Genomic DNA, 20,979 nt, shown 5'->3' with positions numbered 1-20,979 from the left:
GATAATTCTGCATTGTACCTGTCAAATTATATTACATGCTGTATCCTGATTACATAATTTAGTATCTTGCCATCGTGTCTAAAAGATCGCATACCGGTACATTTTCAAAAGGTTTTTTTATCCTGCTGATCTTTATCGTATCGATTTGCAAACAGACTCTTGCCCAATCGCAGTTACAACAGTTTGATGACCGCGTAATGATCGACCTGCAAAACCGACGCACCCCTGAGCAAACCGGCATCATGCTGTTTTTAAGTAAAAATTTACTTTATGGCAATATTGGTGTCCCCGCAGGTTTACTGGTTGCAGGCACTATCAACAACGATAAAGGCATGCGCGAAAACGCGGCGTTTGTAGCCAGCAGCACCGCATTATCTTACGGCCTTACCCTGTTACTAAAACATATTGTAAAACGCCCAAGGCCTTTTATACAAAACATCAGCATTACACCGGTTTATCGAGCCAGCGGAACGTCGTTTCCATCAGGGCATACGTCGAGTAGCATGGCTACAGCTACGGCTTTGTCAATGGCTTATCCTAAATGGTATGTTATAGCACCTGCATTCTTATGGGCGGGAACAACAAGCTACTCGCGCATGTACCTGGGCGAGCATTATCCCACCGACGTTGCCGCAGGCGCCGCGCTTGGCGTAGGTTCGGCATTATCTATGTCTTTTTTAAAGGCAAAATAATTTTTGCTTTGTGACATTTTGTAATTTGAGTGTATAAACTCGCTCATAAAATCGTCAGAAAGCTGTATATTAACCCTTAACGCTATATTTTTAGTAATTTTGCAGCCAATCGCATCCACTTATGTTTCCGCAATTTGCAGATAAACCCTTCCGGCTTGAACTTTCCTTCTATAAAATAATTGAGGGGCTGGAAGAAACTGCGGCAACCGATACGGGATGGAAAGGCTTACGCGCCAAACAATTGCTGCAACGGGTAGCGCAACATCCGGAGTTAAAAGATGGTATCACCAGCGAAAAACAACTCTCGGAAAATGCAGAACTGATCCATGATCTGATGAAAGAGTTGTTTCCTGAATCGCTAACATTAAACGAGATAAAGGCGGTAAGCATCCCCTACCAGGGCTTAATATTTAACCATACCCAAAGATTTAAACGGATCCTGGAAGACGCGGGTGATGCGTTCGAGATCAACATCCGTGATTTTGACGACCTGCAATTGTACGTATTAAGCTGCTGTATTATTTTAAACAGCCTTTACGGCACTAAACTCGATTTTAAAAAACCTATGTTTTTTGACATCCCAACTGCCAATGGGGTCATTAAACATTACCGCATTTTGTATAATGCCGATTTCCTCGAGCTGTTTCCTACAGAGAAAGCGCTTAAGTTAACGCCTGTTGAAATTAACGAGTTGATGGACAATTACAGTAACATCGACCTGTGGAAAGAGAAATTCCCGCCGGGCAGTTATATTATTAAAGGATTTGGTTTGATGACGCTTATAGACGTGACTACAGAAAATGCGTTGTCTGTATTAAAAACCAGTTTATTAAGCAATTACTCGGCACCTGATGTTAAAAAGAACCTGATCTCTATTTTCAGGTCGATGTTTGATATCTCTGATTTGCGTCTTGGATTTACTTTGTTTGATAGTGGCGAGCGCAAATTTATCCATTCGCGTTTCGGGCCTGATCTGCCAAGTTTTTTACTGCCATACCAGGAAGCCCACACTGGTGAAGAATTGCTTTGCGGCCAATCTTATCAATGTGTTATACGTGAAAGTTCTTACTTCTCGGTTAGCGATGTAAATAAATATATCCAGCAAAATCCGGGTAATGACCTTGGCCAGCATTTTAAGAACCAGGGCGTTCAAAGTTTTATACTGGCACCTGTTATAAAAGAGGGTGTTTTATTCGGGATACTGGAGTTGGTATCGCCACGCAGCCGTGAGCTTAACAGCGTTACCGCCAACAAACTCGAAATTGTAATGCCTTTTTTAATTGATACCATAGACCGCAAGATGCACGAAATGCAAAACAGGGTGCAGGCGGTCATTCAGGAGCATTACACAACCTTGCACCCAAGCGTTTACTGGAAATTCAGGAGAGAGGCACAAAACTTTATTGAATCGGCAAACGGCGGGCTGACTTATGCGCTTAAAGAGATCAAGTTTAAAGACGTATATCCTTTATATGGGCAGGTTGATATCAGCGAGTCATCCGTAACCCGCAATCTAAGTGTAAGTACAGATTTGAGCAATCAATTAAATCAACTGATACTGATCCTGGAAGAGCTGGATAAAACCGGCACACAAACATCGCTCGAAAAAATATTGTTCGATCTTAAAACTTTTGCTGCCGAACTAAGTAAAAGCATCCGCGCTGATACTGAGCAGTTTATTCAGCATCATATTGAGGATAAGGTCCACCCGGTTTTATATGCCGTAACCGCAAACAGATCGCTTAAAGCAAAAATTGACGATTACTTTAAACAGTCTGACGCGTTAACCGGCCAATTTCATGCTAACCGCCGCAACTACGATAAAACTTTATCGCTGATCAACCAAAAACTGGCTACCATTCTGGATAACCGGCAGGCAGAGATCCAGGAGTTTTACCCGCATTACTTCGAGCGGTTTAAAACCGACGGAGTTGAACACAATATGTATATCGGTGCTACTATTGCGCCTGATAAAGCGTTTACATTAGAACATTTGCAACGTCTGCGTTTGTGGCAGTTAAGGGTAATTGCCGAAATGGAAATCGAGCAGTATGACCTGAAACGCATTTTGCCTTATCAACTGGGGGTTACTTCGTTAATATTGGTTTTCAGCACACCTATCGCTATCCGTTTCCGGATGGATGAGAAACACTTTGATGTGGATGGCGCTTACAATATCCGCTACGAGGTGATCAAAAAACGGATAGATAAAGCGCATATTAATGGCACTGACGAACGCATTACCAAGCAAGGTAAAATAACCATCATCTACGCAAAAGCCGAAGAGGAAGCAGAATACCTTAACTACATAGCCATCCTGCAAAATGCGGGTGTATTGGCCGACGATGTTGAACATTTTGAGGTTGAAGAGCTGCAGGGCGTTGCCGGGCTAAAAGCTTTACGTGTAGGGCTGATCCATAATCAAAACCTGTTGGCTCAACGCACATCAAGTTATGATCACCTGTACAAACAATTGCATCAAAACCTGAAACCGGCAGATATATAAGGATAAGCGCCTTCTTTTGAAAAACCTACTACCCCTTGTATCAGTATCAACTGTGCGGGTTCAAAATAAAAACCGCCGCCATAGCCGTTATGCCAGGTGTTTGACGTCTCGCCGGGAGTCCAAACCCTGCCTACATCGTCAAACCCAACCAGGCCCAATGTTCCGGGCAGCAAATACGATGCAAAATCAAACAGCTTTAACCTGACTTCAAAATTATTGTAAGCCATACTTTTACCGGTAAAACGCCAGTCGTAAAAGCCGCGTAGATTTTGGTTACCGCCCAATTTTAATTGCTGATAATAAGCCGCGTTACCTAAGGTGGTGCCGCCGCCGGTGCGGTTTGCAATTACCAATACCGAGTCTTTATCCGGGTTTAACAGGAAACTAAATTCTGATAGTACCTGGCCATAACTATGCGCATTGTTGTTAATGGCTTTCATGCCGGTAAAATTGGTATTCCAGTATATGCCCCTGTGCGGGAAAATACTTTTATCGCGCGTATCAACGCTGAAACCTGCAACCAAACCTGCCTGGCTTTGGGTAGTAAATACGTGTTCATTAGGATGCAAGGCATCGTAATCGTTTAAAAGTCGGTTATGGTTATCATCAATATCCCCGGTATAGTATTGCGCGGCAACACCGGCTGTAACCGTCCATTGGTCATAGGTATGTTTAAGCCTTACATCAGGGTTCATGTAACCATATACATTGCGGTAGTAATGGATCTTTTTTGTGCCCTCGTCAACAAAAGTGGTATTGTTGCCTATCCCGAAAAAGTTGCTGGTATAATTAGGGCCCTTGCTCAGCACATTAACAACAAGGTCGTTATTTCCAACCGCCTTTTTAAAATCACCGGTATAATGCAGTAACAACGAGCTTACTCCAAACCCGTAGCTTACCACCAGGTTTTGCTTAAAGGCATATGGTTCTTTGCCAAACCCTTGTTTTTCGTAAACGATATTACCTATCAACTGAAAGCCATAATCTTTATTATAATTGGCCAATAATAGTGGCTCTACAAAGCTATATTTATAACCCAGGCGGTGAAAATTGGTTAACGATGTATCCGCCGTGATATTAACCTTAGCCTGGCCGGTTGGCAGTTTATTTTTTTGGCCAGGGATGTCATAGATGTAACGGTTGCCACGGCTGGTAATGTCACTATCTATCTCAAACTTATCTTTAGTATCACCGCCTATCATCCTTACCGTTATTGGCGAATGCGCGTTGCCATGCACGGCAAATACATCAGGGCCACCCATGCTGTAAAGCCTGATCTCGCCGGTAACTTTGGGGTCGAAAACGCGCTGGTACATTACCTGCTCAAGCGTACCGTCTTTTTTTGTCTTGTTTATTTTAACGCTTACCTGCCCTCCGGGTAAGTTGGTAATATCAAAGTGCTCGCGTTTTTCTGAGGTGCTCACCGTTACAGTTTGCGACAGGAAACGATAGTATTTCAACGCCTGCTCTTTCAACACATTGCGCCTGGCTTTTAATTTTTGAGCTATGGTTTGGCCACTTAACTGATAAATTACATCGGGCATTTTCCGCATTGCCTGGTTAATTAAATCGTCAGTCAGTGTTTTTTGCACATAGGCTATTTGCTCTTCCCAATCCTGCTGGCTTAAACCGTTTAAAAAGTAGCGGTCAAAATTGCGCGCATTCAGGTTCCAGCGGTTAATAGAACGAATTCGCTCATGAAAATCCTGGAACTTTGCCATCAGCAAATACCTTGAAACTACCCACGGAAAAACGCCTTTTGAATAATAATAAACCTGGTCCCTGTCGCGTGGTACAGGTTTGTAAACTATGCCCGTATCCGTTTTATCACGCTCCCAGCGCCATTGGTCTTCATGGCGGTCCCAATCGCCCAACAGCATATCCAATAACCGCGCCCTCAACACCAATTTCTGGTCTACGCGGTTATCATTATCATCCAGTAATTTATCCTGGGCTTTGCCGGTATTGTCTGTCTTGCTGGCATCAAGCGGCTCGCGTTCTTCAAATAAAAAAACCTGGTTGGCATAATCTTTACGATAGCTGCCCAAAGCCGGATCATCGGGTACATAAACAATCTCCGGGTTGGCATGCGGTACACCTAAAGCACCGGCAAGGGTTGGCACGGTCAAGGCACCAAAGGGATGCTCGGCCGAGATCTGGTCCTGCACAATATCTTTAGCAATGGTTTCGCGTAAGTTTACAGGCAACACTTTAGCCGGATATTTTTGGATGGTACGTAATACCCATTCCTGCCCTGTCGGGTCCTGCAGGCGCAATGATTTGGTTTGCATACCGCCACCGGGCTGTAAGATGGTAAGCCCTCCTTTTTCTTTCGCTAAATGGAAGATCCTTAAGGTTACAGGCGTGGCCCATAGCTTGCGGTAATTATCGCCCAATAAAAACTGGTGCGTTTTGCTTACCTGGTTATACGACGGCTCTACAGCTATCCTAATACTATCGCTTTTACCTTGCGAAAAACCCTGCGCCGATAAGCCTATAAAAAAAACAATTGTTAAGTATTTGTATAAAGCCATAAGCCTATTTTTTATAATTAAACCTGTATACCGTGCCCGGCGTTATTTTGTCGCCCTCGTTGCTGATGTATAAGTTATTCTGACTATCAAAAGCTATCCCCTCGGGCTGTATAAACAATGACGGGTTGATAGGATAAACCATTTTTACTTTAAAGTTAGCGTCGGTAACAACTATTATTTTATTGACCGACGATACGATATACCATTCATTCGTGTTTTTATTTTTAGCTATCGCGGATGGGTGGAACGCTATTCTTTTTTGACCCAGCTGCGCCTCAATATCCCTTACATTAAGTGAATATTGGGCCGCCTGTTTTATTGTGCCGTTTGGCGACAGGTTGAATGCGAAAATGGTGTTAGTTTTAGCGGTATTGTCCATACTGCAATGCTTGCACATTACGTAAACCTGGCCGGCTTGTTCATCGGCATATAAACCTTCGTATTCGCCCTGCGGCAAAATTTCGTTAAATTTCAGTATGTTTTGAACATTGCCTCCGCGCATTTCTTTAAACGGGAAAACAAATAACACCCCGTCGCTGCGCAGCATAATAACCTGCTCGCCTAAAATGGCTATATCTTCAAAATCGCCCGGTTTACCAAATTTAACATTAGTTACCTGTTTATCGCCCTGCTTAAAATAATACACTTTGCCCGCTTCGTCCTGCTCGGCATAAATGGTATCGTTTTTACCGTGATGAAAAGCGATGCCTGATATTTCGGTCAGGCTTTCCGGCATAAAATATTTGATGGGGTTATTTAAGTCGTACCCCGGAGGGCTGTTATATGGCTTTTGCTCGATACAAGAAATGCCCGCCATGATTGCCAGCGATAGAAAAACGGTTAATGTTATGCTATTTACTTTTTTCATGTCCGGGTACTTAAATAATTATAAACTTCGCGCTGCGATTGTATGGCAGGTTCGGTTGTTTTAACAGGTACATTTTGCAGTTTTTCATTCAGCATAACGGCTTGCACATTATCTGCCAGTTGGATATTAATGATATTAATAATATCGGTTTTCAGTTGTTCATCATAAACCGGGAAACAAACCTCAATACGCCGGTAAATATTACGGTTCATCCAGTCGGCCGAGCCAAGGTAAACTTCGGGCGTACCGTTGTTATGAAATATAAAGGCACGGCCATGCTCAAGGTACCTGTCCACAATTCTTTTTATGGTGATATTTTCGCTCATCCCTTTAACGCCGGGTACCAGACAGCAAATACTGCGCACAATCAATGATATTTTTACCCCAGCCTGCGACGCATCATAAAGTTTACTGATCAGTAATTGCTCTTCTAAATTATTTAACTTGATAGTGATGGACGCAGGCAAACCTTTCGCGGCGTTGCTCATCTCGCGGTCTATCATCGCTAAAAAACGGTCCTGCAAATTAAACTGCGCAACCAGTAAGTGCTCAAAATTTATCAGATCAGGCGATGTGGGTTTTTCCCGTTTCGCCAGGAAAATAAACAGCAATTCTATTTCGCGTAAAAGATCTTTATTGGCCGTCATTAAAATATGATCGGTGTAGAACGCGGCTGTATTTTCATTAAAATTACCGGTGGCAAGCAGCCCGTAATATTTTACCCGTCCGTTTATCCTGCGTTTTACCATAGCAACTTTGGCATGTACCTTTAAGGCAGTAACGCTGTAAACAATATCAACGCCGGCGTTTTTCATACGGTTGGCCCATTTGATGTTATTGGCTTCATCAAACCGGGCCTTTAACTCAACCAATACGGTTACTTTTTTCCCGGCAGATGCCGCGTTGATCAAGGCATTGGCAATGCGCGAATCGCGGGCAACGCGGTATAGGGTCACATATACTTCTTCGACGGTTTCATCAAGCGCCGCCGCGTTAAAAAAACGCAGAATGGTATCGTACGATTGATAAGGCGTATTGATCAATACATCTTTTTTTTCAATCTGATCAAAGATAAGTTCATCCGCGCTGAGGCGGTTATATATCGTAGGCCACTTGTCATATCGCAAAGCGGGCAAGCTAACAGGGAAACCAAAAAGATCTTTCAGGTTATGGTAGTTACCACCCTCTACCATGTTTGATGATTCGATACCCCAGTTATTGCATAACAATTGCAGTATCCGCAATGGGATACCGGGCTGGTGCAGGAAACGGGTAGCTATCCCCAGGTCGCGTTTTTTCAGCTGATCTTGTATTTGTTCAGAGATATCGCCGGGATACTCGTCTTTCAGGTCAAGCTCGGCATCACGGGTTATTTTGAACGAATAGCATCCTTTAACAATATCTTTTCTGAATAACTTACCCAGGTTATACCTGATGATATCATCCAGAAAAAGGACATACGTTTTACCGCCTTCGTCTATCTTATAAAATCTTGGCAGTTGATCTGACGGGATGTTGAGAACAACTATCCTTTCTTTTCCGTCACTATCCTCCAGCATAATTAAAAAATACAATTCATTGTTTTGCGGGAAGAATTGCTTTTTATCCGACAGTTCGGCCGGTTGTAAAAACGCCATTACCTGGCTAAATAAGTAATCATTTATCCTGTCGGCCAATGCTGCGGGCAATGGTTCGTTAACAAGTAAATAGATGTTATTCTTTTTTAACAACGGTATAATTTGCCCGGCAAATATTTTACCAAACTGTTGCTGTTGCGCCGTTATTAGTTGTTGCGCCAATGTTAACGGATCTTCAATTTCGTTGGTGGCCGATGTCAGTTGCCCCAGCTTATCCATAGCCTGTAGCACAGGCATACGCACCCGGTAAAACTCATCAAGGTTTGACGAAAAGATGGACATGAAGTTAATACGCTCCATTAACGGCACATTATCCTGACCGGCGAGGTCAAGTATGCGCCCGTTAAAAGTTAGCCAGCTCAGGTCCCTGTCAAAAAACTGGTACGCCATATTATTTAATAATTACGGGCGCGGTGTCTTGAAAAATTGTAGATACCACAAATGCAATTACAGCCAATATTAGCCCAAACATAAAAATGTTATATGCCACCCTTAACAGCAAATACTTGCGCCCAAGCACAACGCCCTGCGAGTACACATCTTTGATCAGTGTGCCGTATAAAAAAGCGGTATCGTTCATTACCTTTTCCATACCATAGGTGTAATCTTCCAGCCCCATTTTATAGAAATTGCCAAAAAACAGGAGGTTAACCGTTTTATTGTCAACATCCTGATGGGTAAAAGTTCCTTTGGGGATTGACGGACGGGTAGCCAGAATAGAAAAGATCATAGATAACAAGCTCACCGCAAGGAGTATAAAACTGGGTATAGCTAAAAAGTTATTCTCGTCCAGTTTCTTTAACACCAAACTTATTATTGCAGACAGGATAATAGAGTTTACCGTAATCAATATATGCGCCTTTTTATCGGCCATATCGCTCAGACGCTGGTTATTGCCCGATGTGATCCTGAACATGGTTTCAATGCCTTTTTCGGGGCGGTCGCCTTTTTTCTTTTTCTCCGGCTTTTCTGTTTTTTCAGGTATGGGCTGGGTAGTTGTTTGAATCGGGGTTACTTCAGCTGATTTCTCTTTGGCAGCTTCTTCCTGCTTTTCCTTGAGTTTACGCAGGTTCTTCGCCTGCTGGTCAGTAAGTAACAACCGCGCATAATCCGTGAAATAGGTGTGCGACTCTAACAATTCGATGTTTTTTTGCCGCCAGTGTTGTTTGTCTATTTCAATATGTTTTACCGTTTCTATCTCCTTACGCAGCCCTTTATTTTTATCAGAAAAATCATCGGTACCTAAATGAAAAAGATCCGCGTCGCATAAAATTTCCTGCAGCAGGCCGGTGGGGTGCTGCGGCATTTTTGTGGCCATGATGCAGCCATCCACTTTTTCTATAACTGATGCGTCAACTTTGTTTTGTGTCAAAAATTCGGCAGCCAGTTTTGAGCCGTTGGCTTCGTGGTTCATTCTGTCGGCAAAATAGCCTGTGTCATGAAACCAGGCGGCGGCCATTACAATAAAAAAATCCTCGTCGCTTAATTGATAATGGTTGGCTATGCGGGTAGCAGCAGCAACAACACTTTTGGTGTGGTTAAGATCGTGATACAACAATTCGGGGTCATGATGCGTATCGAAATAGTTTAATACATATTGCTTTACATCCTCTAACAATTGCTGATATTCCATTGGGCGGTGTTTAGTGTAGTGTTATCCAAATTTACTGTTAAAATACATATGTTTTTTAACAGGCAACCCCATTTTAGCAGAATTGCAAATAACGACACACTATCCTTACCTTAAAATGGCATTAAAAGTGTTATCCACATTAATACACTTTGATGTTACAGCGCAGCAAAAAAATTGACTAATAACCTCTATTTCCCGTTGACAATCAATATCACATCGCTTTTCGCCAGTAGTACTATATCATTTGGCGCGGTTGTTCTTTTAGTTTCCCCGCTTTCACAATCAAATATTTCGGCACTAACCGGCTTGCCTTTAAGATCAAAAGCCAGGCTGGTCTTTTTTTCTGTTGATGACGGATTATAAGCGTAAACAAATGTTTTACCACCGCATTTAACGCCATAGGTTATGATACCTTCTGCTGATGGGGTTACCGGGATTTTCTCAAAAGAACCGTTTGCGGCAGCCAGCATCCGGTCAGATATCTGGCGGATCTTTTTCAAATATTCATCTGTTTTACGATTATCAAAATACTCCCACCACCAGCTCATGGGCAATATCGGGGTCGGGTTGAATAAGCCATACCATAAGCCGCGCTTGTAGTCGCTGTCCATTTCACCCGCAAAATCATCAAAGTTTTTCGACCAGTCCCATTCATAACTATACTCGCCAATTACATAAGGCTTGTTGAAGTTTTTCTCGTAATCGATAATTGCCTGCGGAATTGCGGTGGTGTTTTTATAAATATGTTTCTGGTTAAAATCCATGTGCGGCAACGAGTTCAAACCTTTCAGGTCGCGGTGCGAAATACTGGTAGTGGTGAGGTGATTGTACGGGTCAATGCTTTTTATATAAGTACTCATCTCATCGTGCCAGTTAACAATCGAGTCAGCACTGATGGGTTTATTTCTATTGCCGAACTGTACATTATCCACCTCATTAAAAAACTCCCAGGCGCCAACACTGGTACTGTATCCCCAGCGGGCTACGAAATAGCGCAGCCGGTTTTTATAACGCTGCTTTGATTTGGGGTTCACAAAAAAATCAGCAGCCGATGGCGAGAAGCCGCCATCATGGATATTGTAATTGCCTGTACCCAATGTCAGCATTACATACAAACCCAGCGAATCGCATAAGTTGAACATGCGGTCGATCTTTTTGATGGCGCTGGGGTTATAGTAAGCGTCCGACGGTTCATAACGGTTGCTATTAAAATCGCGGTGCCAGTCTAAGGGCAAATTAAATTGACAGATCCAGGTGCGGAAAAAATTACCGCCATGCTTTGCCAGCGCGGGCAGCATGTATTCGTAATCATACTTAGGTTTTTGATGCAGTTCGCTGAAAAATTTAGAGTCGTCGCTCTTGCGCGATTCCCAGCCAATATTCTCGCCGATGCCACGGAAAGCCTTGCCGTTATCAAACCGAAACTCCCAGTTATTTTTTAAGTGAAGGAAACCGCTTTTACCTGATTGGCCAACAATAAATGAGCCCTCTTTTGATCGCGATGCTACATGCTCTGCCTTGCTAAACTCAAAAGTATAAGTGTACTTCCCTTTTTCCTGCGGCGCAAAACGGGCTTTCCAAAGTGATTGCTTGCCGCTGTCACCCGACTCATAATAACAGGGCAATACCAGTTTTTTGCCTGATGGCGTATGCAGTACCATATCCAGCGCTACATCTTCCTGCAAGTATGGATTTTGCCAATCGGCAGTTAGCGCTATATCAAATTCTGTTTTGGTATAAAGCTGTGGTTTTGCAGTGATCTGTTTTACGGTATTAATGGTTTGCGCATGAACCGAAATTGCCGCGCATAATAAAGCGGTTGCCAGGTAGATCTTATTTTTCATATTTAGTTATTAGTAGCTGCCGACATTGACGGCGGCGCATCGCCGGGCTTGCTGCCCCAATTCATATTTGGTTTTGGGCCCATTATTAACACCAGTTTACCGCCGTTCACTACGTCCTGGTGATAAACCCACGGCTTGTTTAACGGTTTACCGTTAAATGTAGCCGACTGGATATATTTATTCACCTTGGATGTATTCTGCGCCTCAATGGTAAATGTTTTCCCTTTATAATAATGATTATCCAAGGTAATGGTAACTTTAGGAAACAGCGGGCTGCCTATCTCATAAAATGGTTTGATCGATGCGCCGCCATCGGTTTCAAATAAACCCATTGCCGCCATCACAAACCATGACCCCATCTGGCCCTCGTCCTCGTCACCCAACCAGCCATGATACGGTGTTGAGCCGTAGTACTGATCCATAATGGCCCTTGTCCATTTTTGGGTTAGCCAGGGTTTACCCGAATAATTAAACAGCCAGGCCGCCTGCATATTTGGTTGGTTGCCGTGGTTTACCGGCACCAGGTCATACATATCGCCATCGGCGTTAAAATTAAATTTTGATGATTTTACAAAACCCGAGTCAAGGCGGTTGTTAAACTCGTCCTTACCCATCAGGTTAATGATACCTTGAACATCATGCGGTTTAAAAAAGCTGTATTGCCAGGCATTGCCTTCAAGGTAGCCGGGGCCGTCAAACGCCGTACAACAAAGCGGGCTCCAGTTTTTCTCCCAGGTGCCGTCGCGGTGTTTCATGCGGATGTATTTCACCGATGGGTCCCATACATTTTTAAAGTTATCCGCACGTTTCATAAACATATCGGCCTCTTTGGTTTTGCCTATGGCTTTGGCAAATTGGCCCACGCACCAATCGTCATAAGCATATTCTAAGGTGTTTGATACCTGCCCGTCTTCGGTTGGTACATAACCCAGCTCAAGGTATGATTTATAATATTTATTGCCCGCAAATCCGCCCTCGGGAGTTACCACGCCTGGTGTAGTTTGCTGGTGCATCATCGCCTCAAAAGCTAAGTTAGTATCAAAATCGCGGATGCCTTTCTGGTAGGAACTGGTGATCAGCGCGATCTCATGCTCGGCCTCCATAATACCCGAGTACTCTATACCCGCCGGGCCTTTGGGCAGCCAGCCGCCGTATTTATAGATCTCCAAGAAAGAGCGTGTCCATTTACTGGCGACATCCGGGTTTACCAGGGTCCATAGCTGGTTCAGGTTCCAGAAGGTATTCCAAAACGCGTCTGATCCAAGGATGGGCGAATCAGGTTTTGATTGCCGCTCTACCTCATTAGGGTCTATCCACTTACCATTCACATCGCTCCAGGTAGTGCGCGCCACATACGAGCGGTACAGGTTGCTGTAAAACTTCTTCCTATTTTCCTCTGTACTACCTTCAATCTTTATTTTACCTAACAGGTTGTTCCAAACCGTGCGGGCGTTGTTATGTACCGCGTCAAAACTCCACTTAAACGGATCCATTTCGGTTTTAAGGTTAAGGCGCGCCTGTTCAATACTAACCAGTGATATAGCGGTCTGTAGTTGAATTACTTCGCCGGCTGTGGTTTTAAAATCAGCATAAGCACCCATTTTACCTTTGCGCGATAGTTCTTTAACGTCTTTTGAAATTTTATCCCCCTGCCAGCAGCCAAAGCCTTTCATGGGTTTATCAAAGCGCGCCACAAAGTGTACGGTATATTCCTGCCAGCCCCATTTCTGGTGCGAGTAGCCTTCTATTTCAGTATCGCTTACTTTGGTGAATTTGGCATCCAGGATCTCGGCGGTGTTTTCAAAAGGAACGTCCAGGTTAAAGAGTATGTGCGCGTCCAGGTCTGTAGGATAGCTAAACCTGAAAAAACCGGCACGCGTGGTGCTGGTAAGTTCCGTCGTGATATCGCCGTTCATCAGTTTAACGGCATAGTAACCCGGGCTTGCTTTCTCGGTTTCCTTATAAATGCGCGAGCGATAGCCGGTTGTCCAACCTGTAGTAGGGTTATCGGCCGATCCGCGCTTAATATTTAATACGCCAACGGTTGGCATTACAGACAAGCCGGCCATAGTCCACGAGTGGATATGACTGAACCCGCCAATATTGTTAATAGAATATTCATACCCTGATTTCCAAACCGCCTCCTGGTTATCGGGCGCAAGCTGTACCATACCAAACGGCATGGTTGCACCGGGGTTCAGCATCCAGCGCGATTCGGACGTACCCAACAGCGGGTCGGCATAATCAACGGGTTGTTTGTTTTGTTGTGCGTTAACCGGTAAAAACGCCGGGCCCAAAAGCCCGGCAATCAACAGAGATCTTTTTATAGATATCATGGTAATTGGGGTTTATCCTTATTAACGCAACAGCGCTAATATTTTACTAACGATACTTTTACCGGACCCAATAATCCCGACGACTCTAAGCCTCTACCCATGTTAGGCATTACTATTGCCGTTGCCTTTCTTTGCTCGACAGGCAGTTTGCTATCGCCTATCAAACGGTTAACCCATGTATTCACCACCTTTACCTCAATGGTGTTTGTACCGGGTTTTAGCGCCCTGGTAATATCCAACTGGTAAGGAGGTGTCCATGCACCGCCAACGTCAATGCCGTTTACCTTAACTTTTGCAATGGCCCGGGCCAATCCCAGGTCGAGTATATAATTGGTTCCTTTTGCTAAAGTAGCTATATTAAACTTATTATGGTAAAAAGCCGTTCCTGAATAGTACTTTATACTATCATTGTTACTCTTCGACCAATCTGTCAGCGTTTCAAACACTACCGGTTTTGCAGGGCCGCGCATTTTGCTATCAAAGTTTACTGTCCATGGTTTATTTATGGCGATGCTTTTGCTTGCCTGCGGATAGTTTGAACGACTGGTATCTTTCTTCACCCCATCTTTCCTGAATACAATGAAAGCGCTTTCATAAGGCGCCAGTTTTAACGGAACGGTAGTTGTACCGTTGGCCTGGTAATAAGACGGCAGGCTGCGGATATCGCCGGTAACCGCGTTCCATAGTTCGGGTTGTTTGCCGCTGATCCTGAACTGAGGTGAGATATTTACCGTTTTTGTTTTTTGGTTGGATACAAAATAGATCGACCCGCCATCTGCCGCGCGGTGAATGAACAGAATCGAATCGCTTTGTGTTACTTTGGCGTCAGGCACCACCTTAACCAGGTCAAGCGCCTGCTGCATATCCATGCCCGAAAGCACCATTCCTTTGCCGTAATGATTCACCTTAACAGTAGTACCATCTATCTTACCCCAAAGCTCATCCGCCAGTGATTGCACCTGTTTATCAGCCTGCGGGTAACCCTGCATACTTGGCGACCTGCTTGGCTTAGGCCCTAATATAACCGCGCCTTGTGCTACCAGGTCCTTTAGTTTGGCAAGCAATTCCGGGCGGATAGTTTCCAGCTTTGGCAATACCAATATGCTATAGTTAATGCCGTTTGGCAAGGTTAGTTTACCATCCTTAACGGTTATGCGTGTTTTGATCACCTCGCCGTTAATATAATCGAATGAGTAACCCTGCGGCAAAGCCGGGTCAACCACGCCGGTCATTTTCGGGGCATCCTCGCCTATAAAGTAAGCTACATCGGCTACGTAGATGCCTTGCTGCAGCATCATGTTACACCGCTTAGAATATTTCAAGAATACATCCATATCAAAGAACCAGGTGTTTAGTCGGTTAAACTCAACCCCGAACCAGGTGTTCAGGCCCACCGGCTTATCTTCGGGCTGCTCTACGTAAACGTGTAACAGCGTGTTGTTAATGCCTTCGGTAAAGAAACGGTCGCCGCGCTTTTTAAACATGGCAGGGTATCTTGCAAACGCGTCGCCGGCAGCGGTAAATGACTCGGCCGACACCTTGGTTTTACCGTAGATATGTGCCGATGATGAAGCCGCTTTGTTTTCAATATCGCCCAGGTCGCCCTCGCTCCAAAACTCGCCGCCTATCTCGTCCGACTGTCCGCCATATTGCAGGAACTCACCGGGATAGCCCCAGTGCCCGTAATTTTCTAACCAGGTGGTAAGTCCATATTGATGACTGATGTCGCGCAGGCCGCCCACGTATTTGTAGGATACATCATCAGCTATCAGGCGGCGCAAGTCCCATAAGAAACGGTCGGACTGGTCTTCGCTGCCCACCACCTTGCCCTGCATCACCGGGATAAACGGCACCGGGTCGTAATGGTAAGTTTGCTTAAACTCATTGATCAGCTCGTCGGTCCAGTTCTGGCCGCCGGTTTCGTAGCTGTCCTCAACCGTAACCTTCCAGGTTTTGCGGTCTTCGGCAGGGATGCGTTTCATGATCTCACCTAAAAACGCGTTAAAGTGAGCGGCAATATGGGTGGTACTCATTTTATCGGTTTCCAGCCCTGTGCCCTCAGGCGTAGCAGGTGAATTTTTCACGCCGGTCGGCGTCATGCCGCTGCGCTCAATGATCCAGTTGCCGGCAGGCACGTTCCAGTTCAGGGTACCGTCGGCAGCCATGTATTTTGAAATGTCTATCACCTTGGCGGGGTCGACCACATATTTATCATTATCAACCACCGGCTGCGGTACCCATTGGTAAGCATCCCAGAACGGGTGCGGGGTTTGCCACATTTTGGCTTCTGTTTTTTCGATGTAGTTCTCTACCATCGGCGTAGCCGACAGCTTGATCTCGGCGATCTTACAGTTGTCAGACACGCGGTTAAACACTACCCTGAAATCGGTAGCGGTAGTGGCCGGGATAGAAATAGCGGCAGGACCATAAGGCGAAAAGCCCACGTTCAAGGCCGTATTGCCACGATCAACCGAGAAATGCTTAACAGTGGTAAACTCGCCGTTCACCTTAGCCTGGATCTCGCCCTCAAAGCTTAAACCCTCATGAGCCGGGGTAAACAGGATACTGCGGGCGGTAAAGGCCTGCGGCGTGCTGATGCTTAACGCGAAGGGCGCACCACGCGGAATTTTTACGCTGGTAGCCTCGTCATTGTCCATCAGGTTATTTAACGACTCGGCCGACGGCACGGATGACAGCGTGGGCTTCAGATCGCTGATGCTTTGGCCGAAACCATCAGCCACGGGATACGCTATCACCTTTACATCCTGGAAAACCGGCACAGGCTTGTCCAGCATTTTATTAAACGCCAGCGGCCCCTTTACCATGGTTTGCGACGAAGTTAAGTAGCGCATGGCCTGCCCCGGCTTAACCCATGGCCCACCCGACTGGCTCCAGCCCGGGCTGTTAAACAGGCCTATCTCTATATTTAAGCGGGTGGCCGTTTTTAGGGCGGTGTGGATAATGTCCCACCACTCGGGTGTAAAGATCTTTACCTTGCCAAAGGGCATATCGTCAATACCGATGTTGCCGATAAAGGCGCGGTTAATGCCCACCCGTTTCATGGCTTCAAGGTCTTTGATCACGCCTTCTTTTGAGATATTGTCTGACAGCCAGTACCAGTACACGCTGGTTTGGATATTATCAGGAACGGTGATAAACCCGGTTTCGATGGATTTAAAATTGGTCATTGCCGAGTTAGGTACGGCTTTAACCTGCGCCCTGCTGCCGGTAGTAAAACCCGCAGAAAACAACAGACAAACAAAAAAAGATCTAAGCAATGCGGCCTTGTTTAAGCTCATGATTTATTATTTATTAAGAATTTAATTGGTTTACAATAACACCATAATCCTGGTAAATTACAGTTTACCAAACATAATGTTAAGGAAATGATAATCCATCCTGTACTGTCATGACCTAGCTTTGACTCTCTCCAAGCCGTCATTGCTGCGAGGAACGAAGCAATCTCTACATAACCTGATCAACTGATAATATTATTATAGAGACATTCATTGACTTATCTCTAACGAATTAATATTATTATATTTAATCCATAAACGAATTAACCAGTACACCTAATTACTTTAACCCGAAAATGGAAATTGAAGACTTAAATAAATATATTCACCCTGACGCAAATCCAAAACGAAGTGCGCTTCAAACCCTTGCATGGTATTTAATGTTTTTTACTTTTTGGCTATTCACAATTAGTTCAGGAATTGCATTGTTTATATATTTCAGTGGTACTGACAATAAGACCATTAATCTTAGCAATGTGGGATTCGGAATGTTAATTGCATTAGCATCGGTTTGCTTTTCGTATTTTAAACTTTTAGATCCTACTAAGTATAAGAAAATACACATTGATGTACAGAATAGTGGCGAATTATTTCTCGCTTCTGCTATTGCTTTTATTGTATCATCAGCGCTAAAATATTCTTGGACAGTAATGGCGCCTGGAAGCTTTTTTTCTAATTGGTTTAGTTCAGTAATAAGGATATCTTATAATGTTAGTTTTTTTGTTGCTGAAGTTGTCTGCATCTTTGGCTTAGCCAAGTTAGTCGATGTATTATATTTTAGGGCAATAGCTCTAAAAGCTAAATAACTTTCAGCTTGTGATCGGCGTTATCAACCTCAAGCTGGCGCAAGTATGTCGGGTTGGCAATGGTACAAAGCTACTTATGCCTTTATCCAAAAATTTATTTAAGACACAAGTACCCCCGCCTCACAGGCCTGCGCTGCATACTTGCGCCAGCCTTTGCATCTTGTTGGTGTTGTCAGGTAACTATATACGTGTTAGACCACAGCCAACGGTTTTTTCTATAGTTATTAAATAGTTTATTATTATGTTTGATTTTCAATCCGTATCACAATACGGGTTCAATACTTGGGATTGCCCCTTATGTGCGATACGGACGGGGCATTATTTTTCTTTTTGATTTAAAGTCAAAAAAAAATCAGAAAAAAAATAGCCGAGCGATTGCCCAGCTATAAAACAGAAGATTTTGACGAACCCCAGTTTACTTTAACTAACAAAACATATATAACAGCTTTTAGTTTTGAAAGTACGTTAATTATTAAAACCTTATATTTGTTTTCCCTCTTAAAAAAATGAGCGTTTGTGTTGTTAATAGGGGTATTAATTGCTCTGCTCATAGCCCCTGCATTAATGCAGGGGCATTTAAGTAGGCTCTCTATTTGGTGTATAATGACTTATTCTCAAAATGTCATTATTCAACCTTTCGCAAAACTCCTATCTTCTTTCGCTTTTGATGTCGGCTAAGAACTTCTATTATTTCCTTGTAAACTACCAGTTTAAAATCATCGCAACAACACAAGAGGTTTAATCTGTTGTCTATAAATTCGATGTGTGGTTTTTGGTGGTGAACCTCGCAGGCTCTATCTTTCAATCTTGTTAAAAGGTCGTTATAAATCACTTCCATACGACGAAATGGCAAAGGTTAATGAATGCTTTTTATAGTAAAAAAAATCTCAGTGTAATTTTGTTTGCAAAAATTTACTATTAAGTAAATATTAATCACGGTATAACTACTGGTTTTTGTTGGTTGTCGCATTTAACCCTGTTATTAGTCGCATATGCACCGTACGCCTTATGGCATCATTGCAGAGATTTGTATTGATCAACTAAATTACAACAGGAGGAAAATCAGATGAGAAAAATAACCGTTTTATCATTCATTACATTAGATGGTGTAATGCAGGCACCGGGCGGCCCGCAGGAAGATCCGTCAGGAGGCTTTAAATATGGCGGCTGGACCGCGACCTATAACGACGAAGTTTCCGGGAAAGTTATGGAGAAACAACTGGTGCGCGCCGACCTTTTACTGGGCAGGCATACCTTTGACATTTTTGAATCTTACTGGCCTGAGCATGCCCAACATTGGCCCGGCGTTAACGAGGTTACAAAATATGTTTTATCTACCACCAAAACTCAATCCGACTGGCAAAACTGTGTGTTCCTGAACAATATAGAAGCTATTAAAGATCTTAAAAATTCAAACGGACCGGATATTAAGATCTGGGGCAGCAGCCAATTGGTACAGTTGCTTTTACAACATGACCTGGTGGACGAATTCTGGCTTAATATTCACCCGGTGATATTGGGGAAAGGCAAAAAGCTGTTTAGTGATAACGCTATGCCTGCAGCGTTTACCCTGATTGAAAGCACAAGTACCCCAAGCGGCGTGATCATGGCCAATTATAAACGGGCCGGCGAAGTAAAAACCGGTACTGTTGGCGAATAAGGTTTTTTATGGCAGATGATCTGTAAAACGATAATCAGTTTCAAAATAATAACGAATCATGAATTTAAATTCCGAAGTGTTTTTCTTCGGTATTCAAAATTCATGATTCGTTATTGATTAAAGATTTGCTATTCATCCTCTCTTCATGGAGTTAGGGGCTTATACCTCATGATGCAAGCCCTCTGCAATTTCTTCGATCAACTTTTTATTGAATGCAGGCAGATCATCCGGGCGGCGACTGGTTACAAGGCCATGGTCTACTTCACGCCCTTGTTGGTGTTGTCACCAACAAGCAACGGATTTAAGATTAGTTCAATATATCGTACACCGCAAGCTGAAATTTATTATGTAAACTTAGTGATTGATGAAATGTTAACTTAAACGCTAACTTCATGTTGACATTTTAAACAGTCAATTATGTATGATCCGTTACCTGCAGATTTTAATTTTAAGCTTTTTATTTAATTCGGTCCAGGCACAGCAAGCTATTACTGTTGCTTGCCCAAAAGGTTACAATGAAATAAAGGATCCCTGGACTTTTTTTAATTGTATCGCTCCTAATAAGGAGGTCCTTTCTGGAAGCAACCCTAACTTTGCGTTTATAAAAAAAGACAGCAGTGTTGTTATAACTATTGCGTTTATACAAAGAGATTCTGCCACTTATGAAAGTGATAGAGCTCTTATGAAAGGCCTACGGCCGGATTGGAAAAATTACGACCCTGACACGGTATGGATGATTAATTTCAAGTACAGAGTCGACAGCGTAAATCATAGCTATATGCTATTCGATAAAGCAAAATTAAAACCATTTAATGCCGATGCCGGTGTCGAATTTTACATGGACTGCACAAACCTCTACATGGATGATTATAAAATTGCAAAAGCTGTTACCATAAATAAAAAGTACCGGGGCATCGTTGAGATATATTACTTTACACGTCAACATACAAAAATCGATATTGAAAAAGAATTATACAATGCTTCCTCAATGGTGTCTTTCAAGAAATAAGCTTTTTTATTTTGGCAACACATACTGGTCGAAGCTTTCAGCTTCGACCTAAAATGCGGCAAGCATTCTGCTTGCGCCCAAAAAACAACAGTAAACTAAAAGCTTAAAACATTTTAGTTTGACATGGTGGCACTATTTTGTCATTCCTTGTCCTTGAT

General features: G+C 43.5%; 12 protein-coding genes. 5 read left to right on the top strand and 7 right to left on the bottom strand.

From position 1 onward, the window contains the following. The first annotated feature begins 74 nt into the window (after window positions 1-74). Window positions 75-692 carry a phosphatase PAP2 family protein gene (locus tag FO440_RS07325; protein WP_246104189.1) on the top strand — a complete coding sequence of 206 codons (618 nt, stop codon included), beginning with the start codon at window positions 75-77 and terminating at the stop codon, window positions 690-692. A 121-nt stretch (window positions 693-813) separates the two neighbouring features. Continuing rightward, entirely contained in the window at window positions 814-3,198 is a 2,385-nt protein-coding gene (locus FO440_RS07320; protein ID WP_144247544.1) for a GAF domain-containing protein, read from the top strand. Here the strand turns inward: FO440_RS07320 and FO440_RS07315 are convergent. The 7 genes from FO440_RS07315 to FO440_RS07285 form a co-directional block, all read right to left on the bottom strand. Next, on the bottom strand, window positions 3,171-5,732 hold the full coding sequence (locus FO440_RS07315; protein WP_144247543.1) for a BamA/TamA family outer membrane protein: 2,562 nt from the start codon (window positions 5,730-5,732) through the stop codon (window positions 3,171-3,173). The two genes, FO440_RS07320 and FO440_RS07315, sit on opposite strands and share 28 nt — an antisense overlap. Window positions 5,733-5,736: 4 nt before the next feature. Continuing rightward, on the bottom strand, window positions 5,737-6,600 hold the full coding sequence (locus FO440_RS07310; RefSeq protein WP_144247542.1) for an SdiA-regulated domain-containing protein: 864 nt from the start codon (window positions 6,598-6,600) through the stop codon (window positions 5,737-5,739). Beyond that, window positions 6,597-8,627, bottom strand: coding sequence for a polyphosphate kinase 1 (gene ppk1 / locus FO440_RS07305; RefSeq protein ID WP_144247541.1), 2,031 nt, complete (start codon window positions 8,625-8,627; stop codon window positions 6,597-6,599). Before ppk1 ends, FO440_RS07310 begins: the two co-directional genes overlap by 4 nt. Before the next feature lies 1 nt (window position 8,628). Then, a complete protein-coding gene (locus FO440_RS07300; RefSeq protein ID WP_144247540.1) occupies window positions 8,629-9,870 on the bottom strand; it encodes a Pycsar system effector family protein in 1,242 nt (413 codons plus the stop codon). A 188-nt stretch (window positions 9,871-10,058) separates the two neighbouring features. Next, window positions 10,059-11,714: a DUF5060 domain-containing protein gene (locus FO440_RS07295; protein ID WP_144247539.1), complete on the bottom strand. Its 1,656-nt coding sequence runs from the start codon at window positions 11,712-11,714 to the stop codon at window positions 10,059-10,061. Window positions 11,715-11,716: 2 nt separating this feature from the next. Further along, complete coding sequence (locus FO440_RS07290; RefSeq protein WP_144247538.1) at window positions 11,717-14,050, bottom strand: GH92 family glycosyl hydrolase; 2,334 nt, start codon at window positions 14,048-14,050, stop codon at window positions 11,717-11,719. Window positions 14,051-14,085: 35 nt separating this feature from the next. Continuing rightward, the gene (locus tag FO440_RS07285) at window positions 14,086-17,349 is read right to left on the bottom strand and encodes a glycosyl hydrolase (protein ID WP_246104188.1); all 3,264 of its coding nucleotides are present in this window, start codon (window positions 17,347-17,349) and stop codon (window positions 14,086-14,088) included. 293 nt (window positions 17,350-17,642) lie between these two features. Between FO440_RS07285 and FO440_RS07280 the strand changes: the two genes are divergently transcribed. From FO440_RS07280 to FO440_RS07265, 3 genes are all read left to right on the top strand, one after another. Then, on the top strand, window positions 17,643-18,152 hold the full coding sequence (locus tag FO440_RS07280; protein ID WP_144247537.1) for a hypothetical protein: 510 nt from the start codon (window positions 17,643-17,645) through the stop codon (window positions 18,150-18,152). Window positions 18,153-19,218: 1,066 nt separating this feature from the next. Next, window positions 19,219-19,812, top strand: coding sequence for a dihydrofolate reductase family protein (locus tag FO440_RS07275; RefSeq protein ID WP_144247536.1), 594 nt, complete (start codon window positions 19,219-19,221; stop codon window positions 19,810-19,812). A gap of 421 nt (window positions 19,813-20,233) precedes the next feature. Then, window positions 20,234-20,821 (top strand): hypothetical protein, encoded by a 588-nt coding sequence (locus FO440_RS07265; RefSeq protein WP_144247535.1) that lies wholly within the window; start codon window positions 20,234-20,236, stop codon window positions 20,819-20,821. Window positions 20,822-20,979 lie beyond the last annotated feature (158 nt).

The organism is Mucilaginibacter corticis (assembly GCF_007558865.1).
In the GTDB taxonomy this organism is placed as follows: Bacteria; Bacteroidota; Bacteroidia; order Sphingobacteriales; family Sphingobacteriaceae; genus Mucilaginibacter; species Mucilaginibacter corticis.
This window is presented reverse-complemented; position numbering and strand designations above follow the sequence as displayed.